The organism is Halomonas halophila (assembly GCF_030406665.1).
GTDB lineage: Bacteria > Pseudomonadota > Gammaproteobacteria > Pseudomonadales > Halomonadaceae > Halomonas > Halomonas halophila.
The window spans coordinates 68076-84965 of sequence record NZ_CP129121.1; the positions used below are offsets into that span (position 1 = coordinate 68076).

16 protein-coding genes are annotated in these 16890 nt (G+C 69.4%); 4 read left to right on the top strand and 12 right to left on the bottom strand.

Annotated elements, in window-relative coordinates:
- Positions 1-13: 13 nt before the first annotated feature.
- The 3 genes from QWG60_RS00285 to QWG60_RS00295 all read right to left on the bottom strand — a co-directional run bounded on the left by QWG60_RS00285 (position 14) and on the right by QWG60_RS00295 (position 2565).
- Positions 14-1264: a multidrug effflux MFS transporter gene (locus QWG60_RS00285; protein ID WP_146908897.1), complete on the bottom strand. Its 1251-nt coding sequence runs from the start codon at positions 1262-1264 to the stop codon at positions 14-16.
- Complete coding sequence (locus QWG60_RS00290; RefSeq protein ID WP_046078988.1) at positions 1257-1862, bottom strand: TetR/AcrR family transcriptional regulator; 606 nt, start codon at positions 1860-1862, stop codon at positions 1257-1259. The genes QWG60_RS00285 and QWG60_RS00290 overlap by 8 nt, the downstream gene beginning before the upstream one ends.
- Before the next feature lie 235 nt (positions 1863-2097).
- On the bottom strand, positions 2098-2565 hold the full coding sequence (locus QWG60_RS00295; RefSeq protein WP_046078989.1) for a nuclear transport factor 2 family protein: 468 nt from the start codon (positions 2563-2565) through the stop codon (positions 2098-2100).
- Between the two features lie 201 nt (positions 2566-2766).
- Here QWG60_RS00295 and QWG60_RS00300 point away from each other — a divergent pair, with 201 nt between their 5' ends.
- Positions 2767-3150, top strand: coding sequence for a winged helix-turn-helix transcriptional regulator (locus QWG60_RS00300; protein ID WP_046078990.1), 384 nt, complete (start codon positions 2767-2769; stop codon positions 3148-3150).
- Positions 3151-3164: 14 nt separating this feature from the next.
- Here QWG60_RS00300 and QWG60_RS00305 read toward each other — a convergent pair whose 3' ends face one another.
- Positions 3165-4100 (bottom strand): LysR family transcriptional regulator, encoded by a 936-nt coding sequence (locus QWG60_RS00305; protein ID WP_046078991.1) that lies wholly within the window; start codon positions 4098-4100, stop codon positions 3165-3167.
- A gap of 288 nt (positions 4101-4388) precedes the next feature.
- On the opposite strand from QWG60_RS00305, the gene QWG60_RS00310 reads away from it, so the two are divergent.
- Positions 4389-5825 carry an NAD(P)/FAD-dependent oxidoreductase gene (locus QWG60_RS00310; protein ID WP_146910314.1) on the top strand — a complete coding sequence of 479 codons (1437 nt, stop codon included), beginning with the start codon at positions 4389-4391 and terminating at the stop codon, positions 5823-5825.
- A gap of 7 nt (positions 5826-5832) precedes the next feature.
- Entirely contained in the window at positions 5833-6639 is an 807-nt protein-coding gene (locus QWG60_RS00315; protein ID WP_146910315.1) for an aldo/keto reductase, read from the top strand.
- Between the two features lie 32 nt (positions 6640-6671).
- Here QWG60_RS00315 and maiA read toward each other — a convergent pair whose 3' ends face one another.
- The 3 genes from maiA to hmgA all read right to left on the bottom strand — a co-directional run bounded on the left by maiA (position 6672) and on the right by hmgA (position 9717).
- Complete coding sequence (gene maiA / locus QWG60_RS00320) at positions 6672-7316, bottom strand: maleylacetoacetate isomerase (RefSeq protein ID WP_146910316.1); 645 nt, start codon at positions 7314-7316, stop codon at positions 6672-6674.
- Between the two features lie 11 nt (positions 7317-7327).
- Positions 7328-8347: a fumarylacetoacetate hydrolase family protein gene (locus QWG60_RS00325; protein WP_146910317.1), complete on the bottom strand. Its 1020-nt coding sequence runs from the start codon at positions 8345-8347 to the stop codon at positions 7328-7330.
- 62 nt (positions 8348-8409) lie between these two features.
- Positions 8410-9717, bottom strand: a complete 1308-nt coding sequence (gene hmgA / locus QWG60_RS00330) for a homogentisate 1,2-dioxygenase (RefSeq protein ID WP_146910318.1) — start codon at positions 9715-9717, stop codon at positions 8410-8412.
- 124 nt (positions 9718-9841) lie between these two features.
- On the opposite strand from hmgA, the gene QWG60_RS00335 reads away from it, so the two are divergent.
- Complete coding sequence (locus tag QWG60_RS00335) at positions 9842-10306, top strand: MarR family winged helix-turn-helix transcriptional regulator (RefSeq protein ID WP_290130910.1); 465 nt, start codon at positions 9842-9844, stop codon at positions 10304-10306.
- Positions 10307-10370: 64 nt separating this feature from the next.
- On the opposite strand, the gene bhcR is transcribed toward QWG60_RS00335, so the two are convergent.
- The 5 genes from bhcR to serA form a co-directional block, all read right to left on the bottom strand.
- On the bottom strand, positions 10371-11207 hold the full coding sequence (gene bhcR / locus QWG60_RS00340) for an HTH-type transcriptional regulator BhcR (protein WP_146910201.1): 837 nt from the start codon (positions 11205-11207) through the stop codon (positions 10371-10373).
- A 194-nt stretch (positions 11208-11401) separates the two neighbouring features.
- Complete coding sequence (locus QWG60_RS00345) at positions 11402-12748, bottom strand: uracil-xanthine permease family protein (protein WP_146910203.1); 1347 nt, start codon at positions 12746-12748, stop codon at positions 11402-11404.
- A gap of 67 nt (positions 12749-12815) precedes the next feature.
- Positions 12816-14165 carry an 8-oxoguanine deaminase gene (locus QWG60_RS00350; RefSeq protein ID WP_146910205.1) on the bottom strand — a complete coding sequence of 450 codons (1350 nt, stop codon included), beginning with the start codon at positions 14163-14165 and terminating at the stop codon, positions 12816-12818.
- A gap of 286 nt (positions 14166-14451) precedes the next feature.
- Complete coding sequence (gene trhO / locus QWG60_RS00355; RefSeq protein ID WP_146910207.1) at positions 14452-15432, bottom strand: oxygen-dependent tRNA uridine(34) hydroxylase TrhO; 981 nt, start codon at positions 15430-15432, stop codon at positions 14452-14454.
- 153 nt (positions 15433-15585) lie between these two features.
- Positions 15586-16836 carry a phosphoglycerate dehydrogenase gene (serA, locus tag QWG60_RS00360; RefSeq protein ID WP_107180944.1) on the bottom strand — a complete coding sequence of 417 codons (1251 nt, stop codon included), beginning with the start codon at positions 16834-16836 and terminating at the stop codon, positions 15586-15588.
- Positions 16837-16890: the final 54 nt, after the last annotated feature.

The following is a 16890-nucleotide window of genomic DNA, read 5'->3' on the forward strand; positions in this document are numbered from 1 at the left end:
GCGCCGGCCGATATCACTCGGCGCTGCCGGAGGCGGCGGCGCGAAGGTCGCCCTCGGGCTCGGGGGCGGCGAGGTTGCCGGCGAGCCGGCAGAGCGCGATGGCCGCCAGGCCGCACAGGGCCAGCACCAGGGGCATGACGTGGGGCCCCTGCACGACCAGGCTGGCCAGGTAGCCCACCGCGGCGGCGACCAGGTAATGCAGGGTGCCCATCAGGGCCGATGCCACGCCGGCCCTGGCACCGCCGGCATTCATGGTCAGCGCCGTCAGGTTGCCGAACACCAGGCCGAATGCGCCGATCGCCACGCCCAGCAGGGTGCCATAGACCGCGAGGGTGTCCATGTCCGTCATCACGGCCAGGAACAGCAGCGCACCGGCCAGGGCATGCAGGCCGAGCCCGATGAAGGTGACGCGTGCGGGCGTCATGCCGCCGGCGGCCAGCTTGTTGGCCAGGGTGCCGCCGAGGATCAGGCCCACCGAGTTGGCGGCGAACAGGTAGCTGAAACGGGTCGGCGTCATGCCGAAGTGCTCGGTGAACACGAAGGCGGAAGCGCTGATGTAGGTGAACAGCGAGCCCAGCACGAAGCCGCCGGCCAGCGTATAGGCCATGAAGACCCGGCGGCGCGACTGGGCGAGGTAGCCGCGCATCACGCTGCCGGGGTTCAGCGGCGTGCGTCGCTCGGGGGCCAGCGACTCGGGAATGGCCGTCAGGCTCCACAGCAGGCCGATGCCGCCGCACGCCGCCAGCACCCAGAAGATGCCGCGCCAGCCGCCGTGCTCGAGCATGAAGCCGCCCATCATCGGCGCCAGCACCGGTGCGACCATCATCACCTGCATCAGCAGCGAGAAGATCCTGGCGGAACTCTTCACGTCGCAGAGGTCGGCCACGATCGCGCGCGGTGCCACCAGGCCGGCGGCCGCGCCGATGGCCTGGGCGAAACGGGCGACCAGCAGCCACTCGAGGGTCGGCGCCAGCGCCGCCCCCACCGAGCCCGCCACGAAGACCACCAGCCCCACCAGGAGCGGCATCCGGCGTCCGAAGCGTTCCAGCAGCGGGCCGTACAGGCACTGGCCCAGCGCCAGTCCGGCGAGGAACACGGACAGCGTCTGCTGGACGCTGCCGGCCGAGACCCCGAAGTCCTGGCCGATCATCGGCATGCCGGGCAGGTACATGTCGATGGCCATGGCATCGAGGGCCGTCAGCAGGGCGAGCAGCACCACCAGGGCCATGCCCACGGTGCCTTGGCGGGTCGTCGCGTCAGTCATGTCGTTCTCCTTCGTTCAGGCGGTCGATGCTGTCGCGCATCAGGCGTTCCAGGGCATGCAGGCGCGCTTCGAAGCGCTCCTGGCCGATATAGATCAGGGCCACGTGGAGGCTGTCGACCATGCCCATGAAGGCATGGCCCATGACCTCGGCGTCCCGGTCGGAGAGCGCCCCGCGGACATGGCGACGCAGCGCTGCCGTGAAGCCGGCCAGCAGCTGCTGCATGTAGCCCTCGTAGCCCTGCTGGAACTCGTGGAAGAGCGCCTCGGAGGGGATGTAGGACGCCCGCAGCAGGAAGCGGAGGTGCTCGGAGTCGGCGTAGCGCGCCTGCAGGGCCTCGCAGTAGCGCTGCCCCGGCAGCGAGGGGTCGGGGTGCGCGAAGCATTCGCGGGCGAAGCGCGTCTCGATCTGCAGGGCATCCTCGAAGACCGCGCGAAACAGCGCGTCCTTGTTTTTGACATGCGAATACAGCGATGCCTTGCGAATCCCGGCATCGGCCGCGATGTGGGACAGCGAAGCCCCTTCATAGCCATGCCGGGCGAACTGCGCGACGGCGGCATTGAGTACCCGGCGCAGCGCGGGCGTCGTGGCGGATGACATCTCGTTGCTCCAGTGAATCCAGGCCTTGATGACGCTCGCCCGAGGGGGCGTGGCGTCGGGGGGGGGGGGGCGGCATCCTAACCCAAAAAGCTACCGAACGGTAGGTAGCTTTTGTGGCGTCAAAAAATGGCCGCCCGGGCCATTCCTCGATCGGCGCCCTGCGGCGCCTCTCGACAGCTCGGCCGGCCCGGCCACGCGCGATGCGATCGTGGCCGGGCCGGCGGCGTCATGCGTTTCAGAACATGGTGTTCTCGTTGGCCGACTCCTCGGGCACCGGCTGGATCACGTCCCAGTGCTCGACGATCATGCCGTCCTCTACGCGGAAGATATCGACCACGGCCTCGCCGAGGTCTTCCTCGCCGTTGGTCGAGTGGACGTGGAGCCAGACCAGATCGCCATCGGCCGCGCTGCGCACGATCTCGCTCTGGTAGTCCGGGTTATCCTGGAAGTAGCCCGCGAAGTAGTCCACGAAGGGCGCCTTGCCGTCGGGCACGCCCGGGTTGTGCTGGATGTAGTCCTCCGCGATCACGCCGGCGCTCTCGACGGTCTCGTGCTCGTTGAAGAACTGGTTGTAGAACTCGGTGACCAGCGCCCGGTTGGCTTCCTCGGCCTCGACATCGCGATCGGGCTGCGCCATGACGGCGGCCGGTGCGGTCAGCAGCAGCGCGGTGGCGGCCGCACTCAGGGATTTCAGGATCGACATGGCAGTTCCTCGTGATGTGATGTGGTGGGGAGGGAGGCACGGCCGGCGGCTCGCCGGCTATTGGTCTATAAAGTGGACCGTGGGCTAAACTTAGGCCAGCCCCGGGGCCGGCGCAAGACGTCATCTTCTCCTGACATGGTCACATCGAGATGACCTTTGGGCCGTTCTCCTGCCACTGAACCACTCGTTGAGGGAGATACCATGACAACGCCGTCCGACGACGATGCGATCGTGCTCGAACAGCCCTGCCCGATTCGCGACGTGCTCGACCGCATCGGCGATCAATGGAGCCTGCTGATCCTGGAGGCCCTGGCCCCCGGGACCCTGCGCTTCAACGCCCTGCGGCGCGAGATCGGCGATATCTCGAGGCAGATGCTCTCGCGTACGCTCAAGCAGCTGGAGCAGGATGGCTTCATCACCCGCACGCTCTACGCCGAGGTGCCGCCGCGCGTGGAGTACGCACTGACGCCCCTGGGGCGCTCCTTCCTCGAGCCGATGCAGCAGCTGGTGGACTGGGCCGAGGCCCATCACCGCACCATCGTCGCCGCTCGCGCTCGCTACCGGGCCGAGCGCGAGCCGGCCTGACGCCGGCGGCGGCTTCAGTCGAGGCCGCCGCCGGCGCTCAGTGACTGGCGCACGAACTCGCGAAAGACCCGCACCCGCGCGGGAGCATTCTGGCCGCCGAGGCTGATCGCATAGAGTCGCCCCTCCGACAGGCTCCAGTCCGCCAGCACCGGGACCAGGGTCCCCTTGGCGGCGTGTGCGGCGGCCACCAGGTCGGGCAGCGGGCCGATGCCGGCCCCCGCCAGCGCCAGCCGCAGCACGCTGGCGTAGTCGCCGGTGCGGATGACCGGGCGGATCCTCAGCTCGCGTGACCGCCCGCGGCGATCCGTGAGCGTCAGCTGCGTGGCGCCCGTGAACTCGTGCGAGACGATCAGGTGATGTTCGGCCAGCGCATCGGGGGCGTCGACGGGATGGCCATGCGCCGCCAGGTACTCCGGCGCGGCATAGAGCCCCATGCGGAACGGCGCGACCGACGAGGCCCGATAGACCATGTCCGGCAGGTTCCCGTCCTGTGCCCTCAGCGCGAGGTCGATGCGATGCGCCGCGAGATCCAGGGGCGTATCGGTGATCAGCAGCTCGACGGTGATCTGCGGGTGCCGGCGGCGGAACGCCGCGATGATCTCCGGCATGAGCTCGAGGCCGATATCCACCGGCGACGTCACCCGCAGATGGCCCTGGGGCACGTCCTGGGACTGGCGTGCGCCTTCCGCCGCATCGTCCAGCCAGGCCAGGGCCTCCTGTGCCTTGGCATAGAAGGCCAGGCCTTCCTCCGTCGGCGAGACCGCCCGCGGTGCACGCGCCAGCAGGGCAACCCCGAGGCGCTGCTCCAGGCGCGACAGACGGCGACTGATGCTGCCCTTGCTTTCACCGACCTGCCTCGCCGCGGCAGAGATGGTGCCGAACTCGGCGACGGCACAGAAGGCGCGGATATCCTCGAGCGCCCCGCCAAGAGTTGTCAGATCGTTAACCATGGGTTCCATTCCCGGCGTCTTATGTGTGTGCAGAAACTAATGCATGCTGCGCGCCTGGCCCAGTCCCCATGCTGGGCGGGGCGGGTCATGGTGGCCTTTCCCGCGCCGTCACGCCGCCAGGCGGTCGGCCATGGCGGCGCCCGGCGCCGATCCCTCCGGCGGCAATGACGTTCCGCCTTCGCCGAGCGAGCGCGAGCCCTCCGGCATGCCGGCGTCACGCCCCTCTCGCCCCATCCCATCCATAGCCGAAGCGGGCCCTCGGGCACCGCACATGAAGGAGTATGCAACATGGTCACCAGACGATCTTTCCTGCTGGGTGCCGGGGCGGGGCTGGCCACCTTCGGCCTGGGCGCCGGTACCGGCGCCTTTCTGACCGCCGATGGCGGCTGGCGTCGCGGCGCCGACCTGCCCCGCGCCGAGACGGTCGGCGCCTCCGGGTCGCTGCCCGTCCAGGCGGATGTCGTGGTGGTCGGCGCCGGCATCGCGGGGCTCTCCACCGCCCACGCGCTGCGGGATCGGGGGCTGTCCGTCGTGGTCCTGGAGAAGGGCGTGGTCGCGGGCGAGCAATCCTCCCGGGCCTTCGGCTGGATCTACAGCGCGGGCTGGCACCCGGACAAGCTGGAACTGGCGAATCGTTCGAAGACGCTGTGGGCCGACTTCGCCCGGGCCAACGAGCGCGACATCGGTTACCGCCGCACCGGCAACCTGTCGCTCCTCGAGAGCGAGGAAGCGGTGGAGGGCCAGCGGGCCTGGCTGGCCGAGGCGAAGGAGCGGGCCCCCGACATGGACGTGCGGCTCGTGTCCGGCGCAGAGCTCGAGCGGCTGACCCCCGGCGCGGGCAAGGCCTACCAGGCCGCGCTCTATTCGCCCTCGGACGGCATCGCGGAGCCGACCATCGCGGCGCCGCGGATCGCCCGTGCCTTGCAGGCGAAGGGCGTACCCGTCATCCAGCGCTGCGCCGTGCGCAGCGTCGAGACCGAGGGCGGCGCGATCCGTCATGTGGTCACCGAGCAGGGCGTGGTGCGGACCTCGAATGTGGTCGTGGCCGGCGGCGCCTGGAGCCGGCTGTTCCTGGGCAACCTGGGCGTGCCCTTCCCCCAGCTGGGCATCGCCTCGCCGCTGATGCGCGTCACCGGGGCGCAGGGCCCCGACGGTGCGGGCTATGCGCCCAATTTCACCTGGCGGCGCCAGATCGATGGCAATTACGTGGTGGGCGCGCTGCGCAACGTGGCGCCGGTGACGCGGGCCAGCTTCACCGAGCTGCTGAGCTTCCTGCCCACGCTGCGTCATGCGTCGGGCCTGGTCACCATGCGCTTCGGGCAGGACTTCTTCGAGTCGCTGCGGATGCCGACCCACTGGTCGAGCGACGAGGTCACGCCCTTCGAGCGCAACCGCTTTCTCTCGGCCAAGCCGTACCAGGACGAGCTGGATCGCCGCTTCGAGGCCCTGCGCGAGGCCTTCCCGGATTTCCGGGCGTCCGCGCCCATCGAGTCCTGGGGTGGCGTCATCGATGCCACGCCGGATTCGACGCCGATCATCTCCGCCGTCGACCGCCTGCCGGGACTGTCGCTGATCAGCGGCTTCTCGGGCAACGGCCTGACCGTCGGCCCTGCGGCGGGCGAGATGATGGCCCAGATCATCGCCGGCGAAACACCCACCGTCGATCCGGCGATCTACCGCTACGACCGCTTCTTCGACGGCTCCGACCTGACCTTCCGACACTGAGGTGCTGATGGATTCCTTGCTTCCCCCGATCGGCTTCGGCCTCGACGAGCTGGACGACCGGCAGGTCGCCCGGCTGATCCCCGCCGCCTGGCAGGCGGGCTTTCGCGCCTTCGACACGGCCCAGCTGTACGGCAACGAGGCGGCACTGGGCCGTGCCCTGAGCGACATCGGCATGGCGCGCGACGCGGTCTTCGTCACCACCAAGGTGATGAACCGCTATTTTTCGGAGACGCACTTCCTGGCCTCGGTCGAGCAAAGCCTCGACCGGCTGGCGCTGGATCACGTCGATCTGCTGCTGGTGCACTGGCCCGGCCACGGCATGCCCATCGAGCGCCAGATCGAGCTGCTGAACGAGGCGCGCGCACGGGGCTGGACGCGTCATATCGGCGTCAGCAACTACAATGCGACCCAGCTGGCCCGCGCGGTCGAGGTCAGCGAGGCGCCGATCGCGACCAACCAGGTCGAGATCCATCCCTATCTGGATCAGTCGACGCTGCGCCAGCGGGCGCACGCGCTCGGCGTGCCGCTGACCGGTTTCTTCGTGATGGCCATGGGCGCGGTGCCCCGCGACCCGCTGCTGGCCCGCATCGGCTCGGCCCACGGCAAGAACGCGGCCCAGGTGGTCCTGCGCTGGGTGCATCAGAAGGGGGACGTGCCCCTGACTCGCACCACCCGCCCCGAGCGGGTCGCGGAGAATGCCGCCATCTTCGATTTCGCCCTGTCGGACGAGGAAATGGCCATGATCGACGGCCTGGCGCGCCCGCAGGGGCGCATCCTCAGCCCGGCCAATCTGGCCCCGACCTGGGATCGATAAGGGCTGGGGGTGAAGGGGAAAGCTACCGGCGCTCAGCGCGCGTCCGGCTGCTCGCCCGGGGCGGCGCGCCGGAAGGCATCCAGGGCACGGGCATTGTCGGCGATGCGTCGGATGCGCGGGTAGGCCGAGAGGTCACACTCGAAGCGCTCGGCGTTGAACACCTGGGGCACCAGGCAGGCGTCGGCCAGGGTCGGGGCGTCGCCGTGGCAGAAGTCGCCGCTGCCGGCCTCGCGGCTGAGCATGGCCTCCAGCGCGGTGAAGCCCTCGTGGACCCAGTGGCGATACCAGCCAAGCCTGGCGGCCTCGTCGACGCCGAGCTCGCCGGTCAGGTACCTGAGCACCCGCAGGTTGTTCGGCGGATGCATCTCGCAGGCCACCAGCTGGGCCAGGGCGCGCACCCGAGCGCGCTCGGCGGGGGCCTCGGGCAGCAGCGCCGGCTCGGGGTGGACCTCCTCCAGGTACTCGCAGATGGCCAGCGACTGGGTCAGCCGCAGGCCGTCGTCGGTGACGAGCGTCGGCACCAGCCCCTGGGGATTGTCGGCGAGGTAGGCCTCGCCGCGCTGCTCGCCGGCCACCAGGTCGATCGGGGCCTGGTCGTAGGCCAGCCCCTTGAGGTTCAGCGCGATGCGCACCCGATAGGCGGCGGACGAGCGGAAATAGCCGTAGAGCGTGGTCATGGCCGGCCTCCTTACTTCGCCTCGTGCTTCACGACCCGCTGGTCGATGGCGCCGAAGATGCTCCGGCCCTCGCGGTCGAACATCTCGATGCGCACCCGGTCGCCGAAGTGCATGAAGGGGGTGCGGCTCTCGCCGTGGAGGATCTTCTCGACCATGCGCACCTCGGCCAGGCAGCTGTAGCCCACGCCGCCGTCGGCGACTGGCTTGCCGGGGCCGCCGTCGGCGTCGGGATTGGACACGGTGCCCGAGCCGATCACCGCGCCGGCGCCCAGGTAGCGGGTGCTAGCGGCGTGGGCGACGAGCTCGGGGAAGCCGAAGATCATGTCCGGGCCGGCCTCGGGCTCGCCGAACTTCTCGCCGTTCAGGTGCACGGTCAGCGGCAGGTGAACGCGGCCGTCCTGCCAAGCGTCGCCCAGTTCGTCCGGGGTCACGCAGATCGGCGAGAAGCTGGAGGCCGGCTTGGCCTGGAAGAAGCCGAAGCCCTTGGCCAGCTCGCCGGGAATCAGGCCGCGCAGGCTGACGTCGTTGACCAGCATGATCAGCTTGATGTGACCGGCGGCCTGCTCCGGCGTCACCGCCATCGGCACGTCGTCGGTGATCACCGCGAGCTCGCCCTCGAAGTCGATGCCGTGGTCCTCGCTGACCGCCTCGATGTCCTCGGTGGGCGCCAGGAAGCTGTCGCCGCCACCCTGGTACATCAGCGGATCGGTCCAGAAGGTCTCGGGCATCTCGGCGTCGCGGGCGCGGCGCACCAGCTGCACGTGGTTGAGGTAGGCGGAGCCGTCGGCCCAGTGATAGGTGCGCGGCAGCGGCGAGTGCAGGGCGGCGACGTCGAGGTCGAAGGCGCCCTCGGCGCGACCGGCGTTGAGTGCCGCGTAGCGCTCCTCGAGGCGCGGGGCGAGCTCGTCCCAGCGCTCGATCGCCTGCTGCAGGGTGGCGGCGATGTCGGTGGCGCGCACGGCGCGGGTCAGATCACGGGAGACGACGATCAGTTCGCCGTCGCGGCCGACGTTCAGGGTGGCGAGTTTCATGGGGCGTTCCTGTTATTGAGATCGTTTAAGTGCGTTGTCAGAGGGATTATCGACGGCGGAACTCAGCGCTTGTCCGGATCGAAGTGCGAGGCCAGCCCCTGCCACACGTCGACGTAGTCGCGCTGGCGGAAGTCCGCCGCCAGCGCCGTCTCGGTGGGCTGGAAGACGTAGCGGCTCTCGAACATGAAGGCCAGGGTGTCGCCCTGGTACCGGGGCTCGAGCTCGGCGTGGGTGGCCTTGTCGAAGGTCTCGGCGTCCGGGCCGTGGGGCGACATGGCGTTGTGCAGGCTGGCGCCGCCGGGCAAAAAGCCCTCCGCCTTGGCGTCGTATTCGCCGTGGATCAGGCCCATGAACTCGCTCATCAGGTTGCGATGGAAGTAGGGCGGGCGGAAGGTGTCCTCGGCCACCATCCAGCGCGGCGGGAAGATCACGAAGTCGAGGTTGGCGGTGCCGGCGGTGTCCGACGGCGAGGTCAGCACGGTGAAGATCGACGGGTCGGGATGGTCGAAGCTCACCGTGTTGACGGTGTTGAAGTTGGCCAGGTCGTACTTGTAGGGCGCGTAGTTGCCGTGCCAGGCCACCACGTTCAGCGGCGAGTGGTCGAGCCGGGTGCGCCAGAAGCGACCGGAGAACTTGGCCACCAGCTCGATGTCGCCCTCGACCTCCTCATAGGCGGCCACCGGGGCCAGGAAGTCGCGCGGGTTGGCCAGGCCGTTGGCGCCGATCGGCCCGAGGCCGGGCAGCTCGAAGGGGCTGCCGTAGTTCTCGCAGACGTAGCCCCGGGCCTGCTCGGCGCCCTGGGCCAGGCGCACCTGGAACTTGACTCCGCGCGGGATCACCGCGATCTCGCCGCCGCCGATCTCGAGCTCGCCGAACTCGGTGCGCAGCCGCAGGGCGCCGAGCTGGGGCACGATCAGCAGCTCGCCATCGGCGTCGTAGAAGAAGCGCCCGGTCATGTCGCGGTTGCAGGCGAAGAGATGCACGCCGCAGCCGGTCTGGGTGGCGGCGTCGCCGTTGACGGCGACGGTCAGCAGGCCATCGAGGAAGTCGGTGGGCGCCTCGGGCAGCGGCAGCGGGTCCCAGCGCATCTGGTTGGGGTCGGCGGCGGGGCGCGCCGGCGGCGCGGTGGCCACGCGGCCGGCATCGAGCGGCTCGTAGGCGCTTTGCGCCACCGAGGGGCGGATGCGATACAGCCAGCTGCGCAGGTTGTGCGAGCGCGGCGCGGTGAAGGCCGAACCGGAGAGCTGCTCGGCGTAGAGGCCGTAAGGGCAGCGCTGGGGCGAGTTCTGGCCCTCGGGCAGCGCGCCAGGCAGCGCCTCGCTGGCGAAATGGTTGCGAAAGCCCGGCTGATGGTCGAGCGATGTTGTCATTGTGTTGCCCTCGCGGGATATGGTTTCAAATGAAACTATATGGGCAGGCTAGCCCCCATTGGTTTCATATGCAACCATCACACGACCTTGGTAGTACGCCCGACACCGCCCCGACGAGATGCCCATGACGCCCGATGACGCCCCCGCGGAACGCTTCGACCTCGACCAGTTCCTGCCCTACCGCCTCAACCACCTGGCCGACCGCATCAGCCAGGCGCTGGCGCGCCTCTACGAGACCCGCCACGACCTGACCGTGGCCCAGTGGCGGGTGCTGGCCTGGCTGCATCATCGCGAGGAGTTGACCGCCAAGCAGATTCGCGAGGCCACGCGCATGGACAAGGCGCGGGTCTCGCGGGCGGTGCAGGGGCTGGAGGCGCGGGAGCTGATCCGCCGGCGGCCCTCGCCGGAGGACCAGCGCCGCCACGAGCTCAGGCTGACCGCGGCGGGCGAGGGGCTGCTGGCGGAGCTGATTCCCGAGGCGCGCGCCTGGGAGGCCGAGCTGGTGGCGCCGCTGTCGATCGACGAGTATCGCCAGCTGTTCGAGCTGATGAGCCGACTGGAGAGCCAGCTGGCGAAGCTGGAGTCGTAGGCGATGCCTGAAAAGTGGCTGCGCTCGCTGACTTTTCAAACACCGCCTGGGGAAAGCGGTCGAATCAGGCCGGCAGTTCGTCGGCGGCGGGAATGCGGCCGCCCAGCCGGGCGGTGATTTCCTCGGCGGCCTCGCGGATCTGCTCGCCGAGTTCGGACAGGCGCTCCTCGGGAATCCGCGCCTTGGGGCCGGAGACCGAGATGGCGGCCAGCGGAGTGCCCTGCTCGTCGTGGATGCAGGCGGCCACGCACTGCAGGCCGATGGCGTGCTCCTCGCGGTCGCAGGCGTAGCCCTGGCGGCGGATCTCGGCCAGGCTCTCGCGCAGCGTCACCGGGTCGTGGAGGGTGTTGACGGTCACCCGTGCCAGGCCGCGTTCGTCGAGCACCCGCTCCAGCTCGTCGTCGGGCAGCCAGGCCATCAGCGCCTTGCCCACGCCGGAGGCGTGCAGCGGCGCCCGGGAGCCCAGGCGGGTGATCATGCGCATCATCTGCGGCGATTCGCTCTGGGCCAGGAACACCGCGGTGCTGCCGTCGCGCACGCCGAGGTTGGCGGTCTCGCCCGTCTGGGCGGTCAGCCGGCGCAGGAAGGGCCGGCTGGCGGCGACGAAGTCGCGGGCCTCGAGGAAGCTGTTGCCGATGCGGAAGGTCTTGACGTCGATCTTCCACAGCCCGAGCTCGTTGTCCTGGGTGATGAAGCCCTGGCTCTGCAGGGCCTGGAGCAGCCGATGGGTGGTGGAGGGGGCGAGGTCGGCCTGCTCGGCGATCTCGGACAGCGCCAGGCCGCCGGGATTGCCCGCCAGGCGCTCCAGCAGGTTGAGTCCGCGCACCAGAGACTGGCTGTGGCCGCCGCTGCCCTTGCCGCTTGCCGGGCGCCCCGCCGTTCTGCGCTTGCCTTCACTCACTGCCTGATCTCCTGCTGCGACTGCTCGAGTAGTCGTTCAGCATACCGCGTCGGGCGAGAACTGTCTTGCCAGCGGAAATGGTTTCCAACTTGCCGGCCTGAGCGCAGGGCACAAACGAGACGGCCGCCTCGGGCGAGGCGGCCGGGAGGGAGTCGTTGGGCTGGCCGGAGCGGGATGCCCGGGCGCGTCGCGCGTCAGACGTCGTTGCGGAACACGCGGTCGCGGCCGGGCAGCACCAGGTTGAGCACGATGGCGCACAGCGCGCCGGGAATCAGCCCGGACTCGATGATCGCCTGGACGTTGTCGGAGAGGCCGGCGTAGAGCCCTTCCTGGGCCGGCAGGCCGATGGCCGCCGACAGCGAGACGCCGATGATCACCATGTTGCGGCGGTTGAAGGGGATGTGGGAGAGCATCTTGATGCCGGCACTGGCGATCATGCCGAACATGATCAGCACGGCGCCCCCGAGCACGGCATTGGGGATGCTCGAGATCAGCCCGCCGAGCTTGGGCAGCAGCCCCGCCAGCACCAGGAAGACGCCGCCGATGGCCACCACGAAGCGGCTGACCACGCCGGTCAGCGCCACCATGCCGACGTTCTGGCTGAAGCTGATCTGCGGGAAGGCGTTGAACAGGGCGGCGAACACGCTGGCCAGGCCGTCGGCCATCACCCCGCCGGAGAGCTCCCTGGCCGTGGGCTCGCGGTCGAGGCCGCCGGCGGTGGTGCCGACGATGTCGCCGATCGACTCGGCGCAGGTCACCACCGCCAGCAGCACCACCGGCAGGATGGCGGCCAGGTGGAACTCCAGGCCGATGGTCAGCGGCATGGGCAGCGAGACCCAGTCCGCCGAGGCGATCTGGCCGAAGTCCACCAGGCCGAAGGCGGTGGCCGTCACGTAGCCCGCGACCAGGCCGATCAGCGGCGCGGCCTCGGACCAGATGCCGCGGCCGAACTGGTGCAGGCCCAGGGTGACCAGCAGCACCAGCGCCGCCAGCAGCAGGTTGTGCAGGGCACCGAAGTCCTCGGCGCCGAAGCCGCCGCCGGCGTAGGCGAAGCCCACCGGCATCAGCAGGGTGCCGAGCATGATCACGAAGGTGCCGGTGACCACCGGCGGGAACAGGAAGCGGAACCAGGGCAGGAAGAGCCCCACCAGCGCCATGGCGATGCCGCCGCACAGCGCCGCGCCGAGCGCGGCCGGCAGGCCCATGCCCACGGCGATGGGAATCAGCACCGGCACAAAGCCGAAGCTGGTGCCCATGACGATCGGCAGCCGGGCGCCGATCGGCCCCAGCCCCAGCGACTGCACCAGGGTCGCGATGCCGGCGACGAACATCGCCGCCTGGATCATGAAGGCGGTCTGGTCCTCGGGCAGGTCGGCGGCGCCGGCGATGATGATCGGCACGGTGACGTTGCCGACGAACATCGCCAGCACGTGCTGCAGCCCCAGCGGAATGGCCCGGCGCAGGGGCGGCATGGCGTTGACGTCGTGGGTGCTGCGCACCGGTGGCGTAGCCGCCTCGCCGGCGGTCTCGGGGGTCGACATGGTGGTGGCTCCTGTTGTCGTTGTTGAAGCGGAAACCCTGTGATGTGTCCTGTCTCTCTATTGTTCGCTACGCCCTCAGCGCCCGGGCCGCGCGGTCGTGGCGGGCCAGCAGGTCGTCGAGGTCGACGCCCAGCGGCCGGCCCTCGGCCACCCGCCACTGCCCGGCGACCATCACCCGGTCGGCGCGATGGGCGCCGCACAGCAGCAGCGCGGCGACGGGATTCTCGGCGCCGGAGAAGCGGGCCTCGTCGAGCCGGAACAGCGCCAGGTCGGCCTGCTGGCCAGGCGCCAGGCCGCCGATGTCGTCGCGGCCCAGGCAGCCGGCCGAGCCGCGGGTCGCCCAGCGGATCACGTCATCGTGGCTGACCTCGCTCGGCGCGTAGCGCAGCCGGCCGAGCAGCAGCGCCTGGCGCATCTCCTCGGCGAGGTTGGAATGGTCGTTGGAGGCCGAGCCGTCCACCGCCAGGCCCACCGGGCAGCCGGCGGCCTCCAGCTCCAGGGTGCGGCACAGCCCCGAGCCCAGCACCATGTTCGACGACGGGCAGTGGGCGATGCCGGTGCCGGCGGCGCCGAGCCGGGCGATCTCGCCGTCGTCGAAGTGGATGCCATGGGCCAACCAGGTGCGCGACGAGAGCCAGCCGGTGGCCTCCAGATAGTCCAGCGGGCGCATGCCGAACAGACGCTCGCAGTAGGCGGTCTCGTCCTCGGTCTCGGCCAGATGGGTGTGCAGGCGTACGTCCCTGGCCTCGGCCAGCCGCGCGCTCTCCTGCATCAGCTCGCGACTCACCGAGAACGGCGAGCAGGGCGCCAGGGCGATGGTGGTCATGGCGCCGTCGCCGCGCTGGTGATAGGCGTCGATCAGTCGCGCGCTCTCGTCGAGGATGGTGCGCTCGTCCTGCACCACCGACTGCGGCGGCAGGCCGCCGTCGTCGCGGCCCACGCTCATCGAGCCGCGGGTCAGGGCGGCGCGCACGCCGAGCCGGCGGGCGGTCGCCACCTGGACGTCGATGGCGTTCGTCAGCGCGCCGGAGAACACGTAGTGATGGTCGGCCACGGTGGTGCAGCCGCTCATCAGCAGCTCGACCATGGCCAGCTCGCTGGCGACTTCCAGCTGCTCCTCGGTGAGGTTGGCCCAGACGTCGTAGAGCGTCGTCAGCCAGGGGAACAGCTCCTTGTTCAGCGCCGGCGAATAGGCGCGAGTCAGGGTCTGATAGAAGTGATGGTGGGTGTTCACCAGGCCCGGCAGCAGCACGTGCTGCGAGGCGTCGAAGCTGGCATCGATCGGCGTGGCGGGCGTGGCACCCGCCGGCACGGCCTCGACGATGCGCTCGTTGCGGATCACCACTCCGGCGGCGGCGGCGGGATCGCTGCAGGCACGCGGGTGGCGAATCCACAGGGTCTGGGCATTGGCGGTCATGTTGTCCTCCCGAGGGTGCGGTGGACAACAAAGGGTTACCCAAGCCCCGTCAGGCATCGGAGCGGAGTCTTGGTTCAGGTGCCTTTGTTGTGTTGTGTACGGCGTCTGTGTCGCATGCCAGAACAGTATTGTGTACAACCCGGGGCGCTGTCGAGCCCGTCTCACGACGAAAGTCTTAGAGAGTCTAACGGAGCCGGGCGTTTTCGCCCGGCCAAAAAAACCGCCGCGTCGAGGACGCGGCGGTGGCGAGAGGCAAGGCCGGCGGCGTACGGGGCGCCGTGACGGCTCAGTGGGTGTCGTCGTCGGTCTGCCGGGCCGTGGCTTTCATCTGCCTCGGATCGCGGCCCAGCGGATGCGGCTCGCCGCGTTCCTTGGCCAGGCGGATCTGCTTCTGGCGCTCGCGGGCGGCGGCGCGGGTCTTCTCCGGCAGCGAGTCGAAGCAGTGCGGGCAGCTGACGCCGGGCTCGTAGGTCTCGGCCTGCTGGTCCTCGGCGGAGATCGGCATGCGGCAGGCGTGGCACTGGTCGTACTCGCCCTCGCTGAGGTCGTGGCGCACGGTCACGCGGTTGTCGAACACGAAGCAGTCGCCGCGCCACATCGATTCGTCCTCGGGCACCTTCTCGAGGTAGTTGAGGATGCCGCCCTTGAGGTGGAAGACCTCCTCGAAGCCCTCGTTGAGCATGAAGCTGGAGGCCTTCTCGCAGCGGATGCCGCCGGTGCAGAACATCGCCACCTTCTTGTGGCGGCTCGGGTCGTAGTGCGCCTTCACGTACTCCGGAAACTCGCGGAACGACTTGGTCTGCGGGTCGACGGCGCCCTCGAAGGAGCCGATGGCGACCTCGTAGTCGTTACGGGTGTCGATCACCAGCACCTCGGGGTCGTTGATCACCGCGTTCCACTGCTCGGGATCGACGTAGGTGCCGACGGTGTCGTTGGGGTCAACGCCGTCCACGCCCATGGTCACGATCTCGCGCTTGAGCTTGACCTTGGTGCGATAGAAGGGGTGCTCGTCGCAGAAGGATTCCTTGTGATCGACGTCGGCCAGGCGCGGGTCGCGGGCCAGCCAGGCGAGCAGGGCGTCGATGCCCTCGCGGGTGCCGGACACGGTGCCGTTGATGCCCTCGCGGGCCAGCAGCAGGGTGCCTTTCACGTCGTGCTCGAGCATGGCCTGGCGCAGGGGCTCGCGCAGGTCTTCGAAATCGTCGAGGGTGACGAACTTGTACAGGGCGGCAACGACGATGCCCCCCGCGGTCTGAGGTGTGGTCATGGTGATCTCCTGGTTGTCGTCCTCGCAAAGGACGGACCGGGTTGGGGTGGCGGCATTCTACCCCTCCGCCGACGCGTGCGCATCCTGGGCTCGGACGCAACGACCCCGGCGCGGGGCCGGGGTCGTCAGCGGGGCGAGAGGGCTGTCGGGCGATCAGCCCTCGAAGCTGGTCTCGGAGTAGAGCACCCGCACGCGCTTGGTGTGGGCGACCTGGCTCAGGGCATCCAGCGCCTTCTGGCCGTAGTCCTTGTTGACGTCGATCACCACGTAACCGATGCGATCGTTGGTCTGCAGGTACTGGCCGAGGATGTTGATGTCGTTCTCGGACAGCACCTTGTTGATCTCGGACATCACGCCCGGCACGTTGTCGTGGATGTGCAGCAGGCGATGCTTGCCCGGATGCGACGGCAGCGCCACCTCGGGGAAGTTGACCGAGGTGATGGTGGTGCCGTTGTCGGAGTAGGTCACCAGCTTCTCGGCGACCTCGATGCCGATGTTCTCCTGGGCCTCCAGGGTGGAGCCGCCGATGTGCGGGGTGAGGATGACGTTGGCCAGGCCGCGCAGCGGGCTGACGAACTCCTCGTTGTTGCCCTTGGGCTCGACCGGGAAGACGTCCACGGCGGCGCCGTTGAGGCGGCCGGCCTTGAGCGCCTCGGCCAGGGCCTCGATCACCACCACGCTGCCGCGGGAGGCGTTGATCAGGATGCTGCCCGGCTTCATCAGCGCGATCTGCTCCTCGCCGATCATCCAGCGGGTGGAGGGCAGGTCCGGCACGTGCAGGCTGACGATGTCGGCGCGGGCCAGCAGCTCTTCGAGGCTACCCACCTGGCGGGCGTTGCCCATGCCCAGCTTGGTCACCACGTCGTAGTAGATGACGTCGAAGCCGAGCGATTCGGCCAGCACCGAGAGCTGGGCGCCGATGCTGCCGTAGCCGACGATGCCGAGCACCTTGCCGCGAGCCTCGTGGGAATTCTTGGCCGACTTCAGCCAGCCGCCCTCGTGGGCACGGGTGCTCTTCTCGGGGATGCCGCGCAGCAGCATGATCGATTCGGCCAGTACCAGCTCGGCCACCGAGCGGGTGTTGGAGTAGGGCGCATTGAAGACCGGGATGCCACGCACCAGGGCCGCGTCCAGGTCGACCTGGTTGGTGCCGATGCAGAAGCAGCCCACGGCCACCAGTTTCTCGGCGGCGCTGAACACGCGCTCGTTGAGCTGGGTACGGGAGCGGAGGCCGATGAAATGGACGTCGCGGATCTTCTCGATCAGCGTTTCCTCGTCCAGCGAGGTCGGCAGGTGCTCGATGTTGGTGTACCCGGCGTTGAGGAAGTGGTCCACCGCGCTCTGGTGGATGCCCTCGAGCAGCAGGATCTTGATCTTGCTCTTGTCCAGGGACGTCTTGGCCATGGTCGAATCAACCCTTCTACGGTGCGCGCCGCATACCGCTCAGGCCGGTGCTGG

What these genes read in the sequence shown, in the direction of transcription:
- QWG60_RS00285 (WP_146908897.1), bottom strand. Translation starts at nt 1,264, where the DNA reads ATGACTGACGCGACGACCCGCCAAGGCACCGTGGGCATGGCCCTGGTG.
- QWG60_RS00290 (WP_046078988.1), bottom strand. Translation starts at nt 1,862, where the DNA reads ATGTCATCCGCCACGACGCCCGCGCTGCGCCGGGTACTCAATGCCGCC.
- QWG60_RS00295 (WP_046078989.1), bottom strand. Translation starts at nt 2,565, where the DNA reads ATGTCGATCCTGAAATCCCTGAGTGCGGCCGCCACCGCGCTGCTGCTG.
- QWG60_RS00300 (WP_046078990.1), top strand. Translation starts at nt 2,767, where the DNA reads ATGACAACGCCGTCCGACGACGATGCGATCGTGCTCGAACAGCCCTGC.
- QWG60_RS00305 (WP_046078991.1), bottom strand. Translation starts at nt 4,100, where the DNA reads ATGGTTAACGATCTGACAACTCTTGGCGGGGCGCTCGAGGATATCCGC.
- QWG60_RS00310 (WP_146910314.1), top strand. Translation starts at nt 4,389, where the DNA reads ATGGTCACCAGACGATCTTTCCTGCTGGGTGCCGGGGCGGGGCTGGCC.
- QWG60_RS00315 (WP_146910315.1), top strand. Translation starts at nt 5,833, where the DNA reads ATGGATTCCTTGCTTCCCCCGATCGGCTTCGGCCTCGACGAGCTGGAC.
- maiA (WP_146910316.1), bottom strand. Translation starts at nt 7,316, where the DNA reads ATGACCACGCTCTACGGCTATTTCCGCTCGTCCGCCGCCTATCGGGTG.
- QWG60_RS00325 (WP_146910317.1), bottom strand. Translation starts at nt 8,347, where the DNA reads ATGAAACTCGCCACCCTGAACGTCGGCCGCGACGGCGAACTGATCGTC.
- hmgA (WP_146910318.1), bottom strand. Translation starts at nt 9,717, where the DNA reads ATGACAACATCGCTCGACCATCAGCCGGGCTTTCGCAACCATTTCGCC.
- QWG60_RS00335 (WP_290130910.1), top strand. Translation starts at nt 9,842, where the DNA reads ATGACGCCCGATGACGCCCCCGCGGAACGCTTCGACCTCGACCAGTTC.
- QWG60_RS00345 (WP_146910203.1), bottom strand. Translation starts at nt 12,748, where the DNA reads ATGTCGACCCCCGAGACCGCCGGCGAGGCGGCTACGCCACCGGTGCGC.
- QWG60_RS00350 (WP_146910205.1), bottom strand. Translation starts at nt 14,165, where the DNA reads ATGACCGCCAATGCCCAGACCCTGTGGATTCGCCACCCGCGTGCCTGC.
- trhO (WP_146910207.1), bottom strand. Translation starts at nt 15,432, where the DNA reads ATGACCACACCTCAGACCGCGGGGGGCATCGTCGTTGCCGCCCTGTAC.
- serA (WP_107180944.1), bottom strand. Translation starts at nt 16,836, where the DNA reads ATGGCCAAGACGTCCCTGGACAAGAGCAAGATCAAGATCCTGCTGCTC.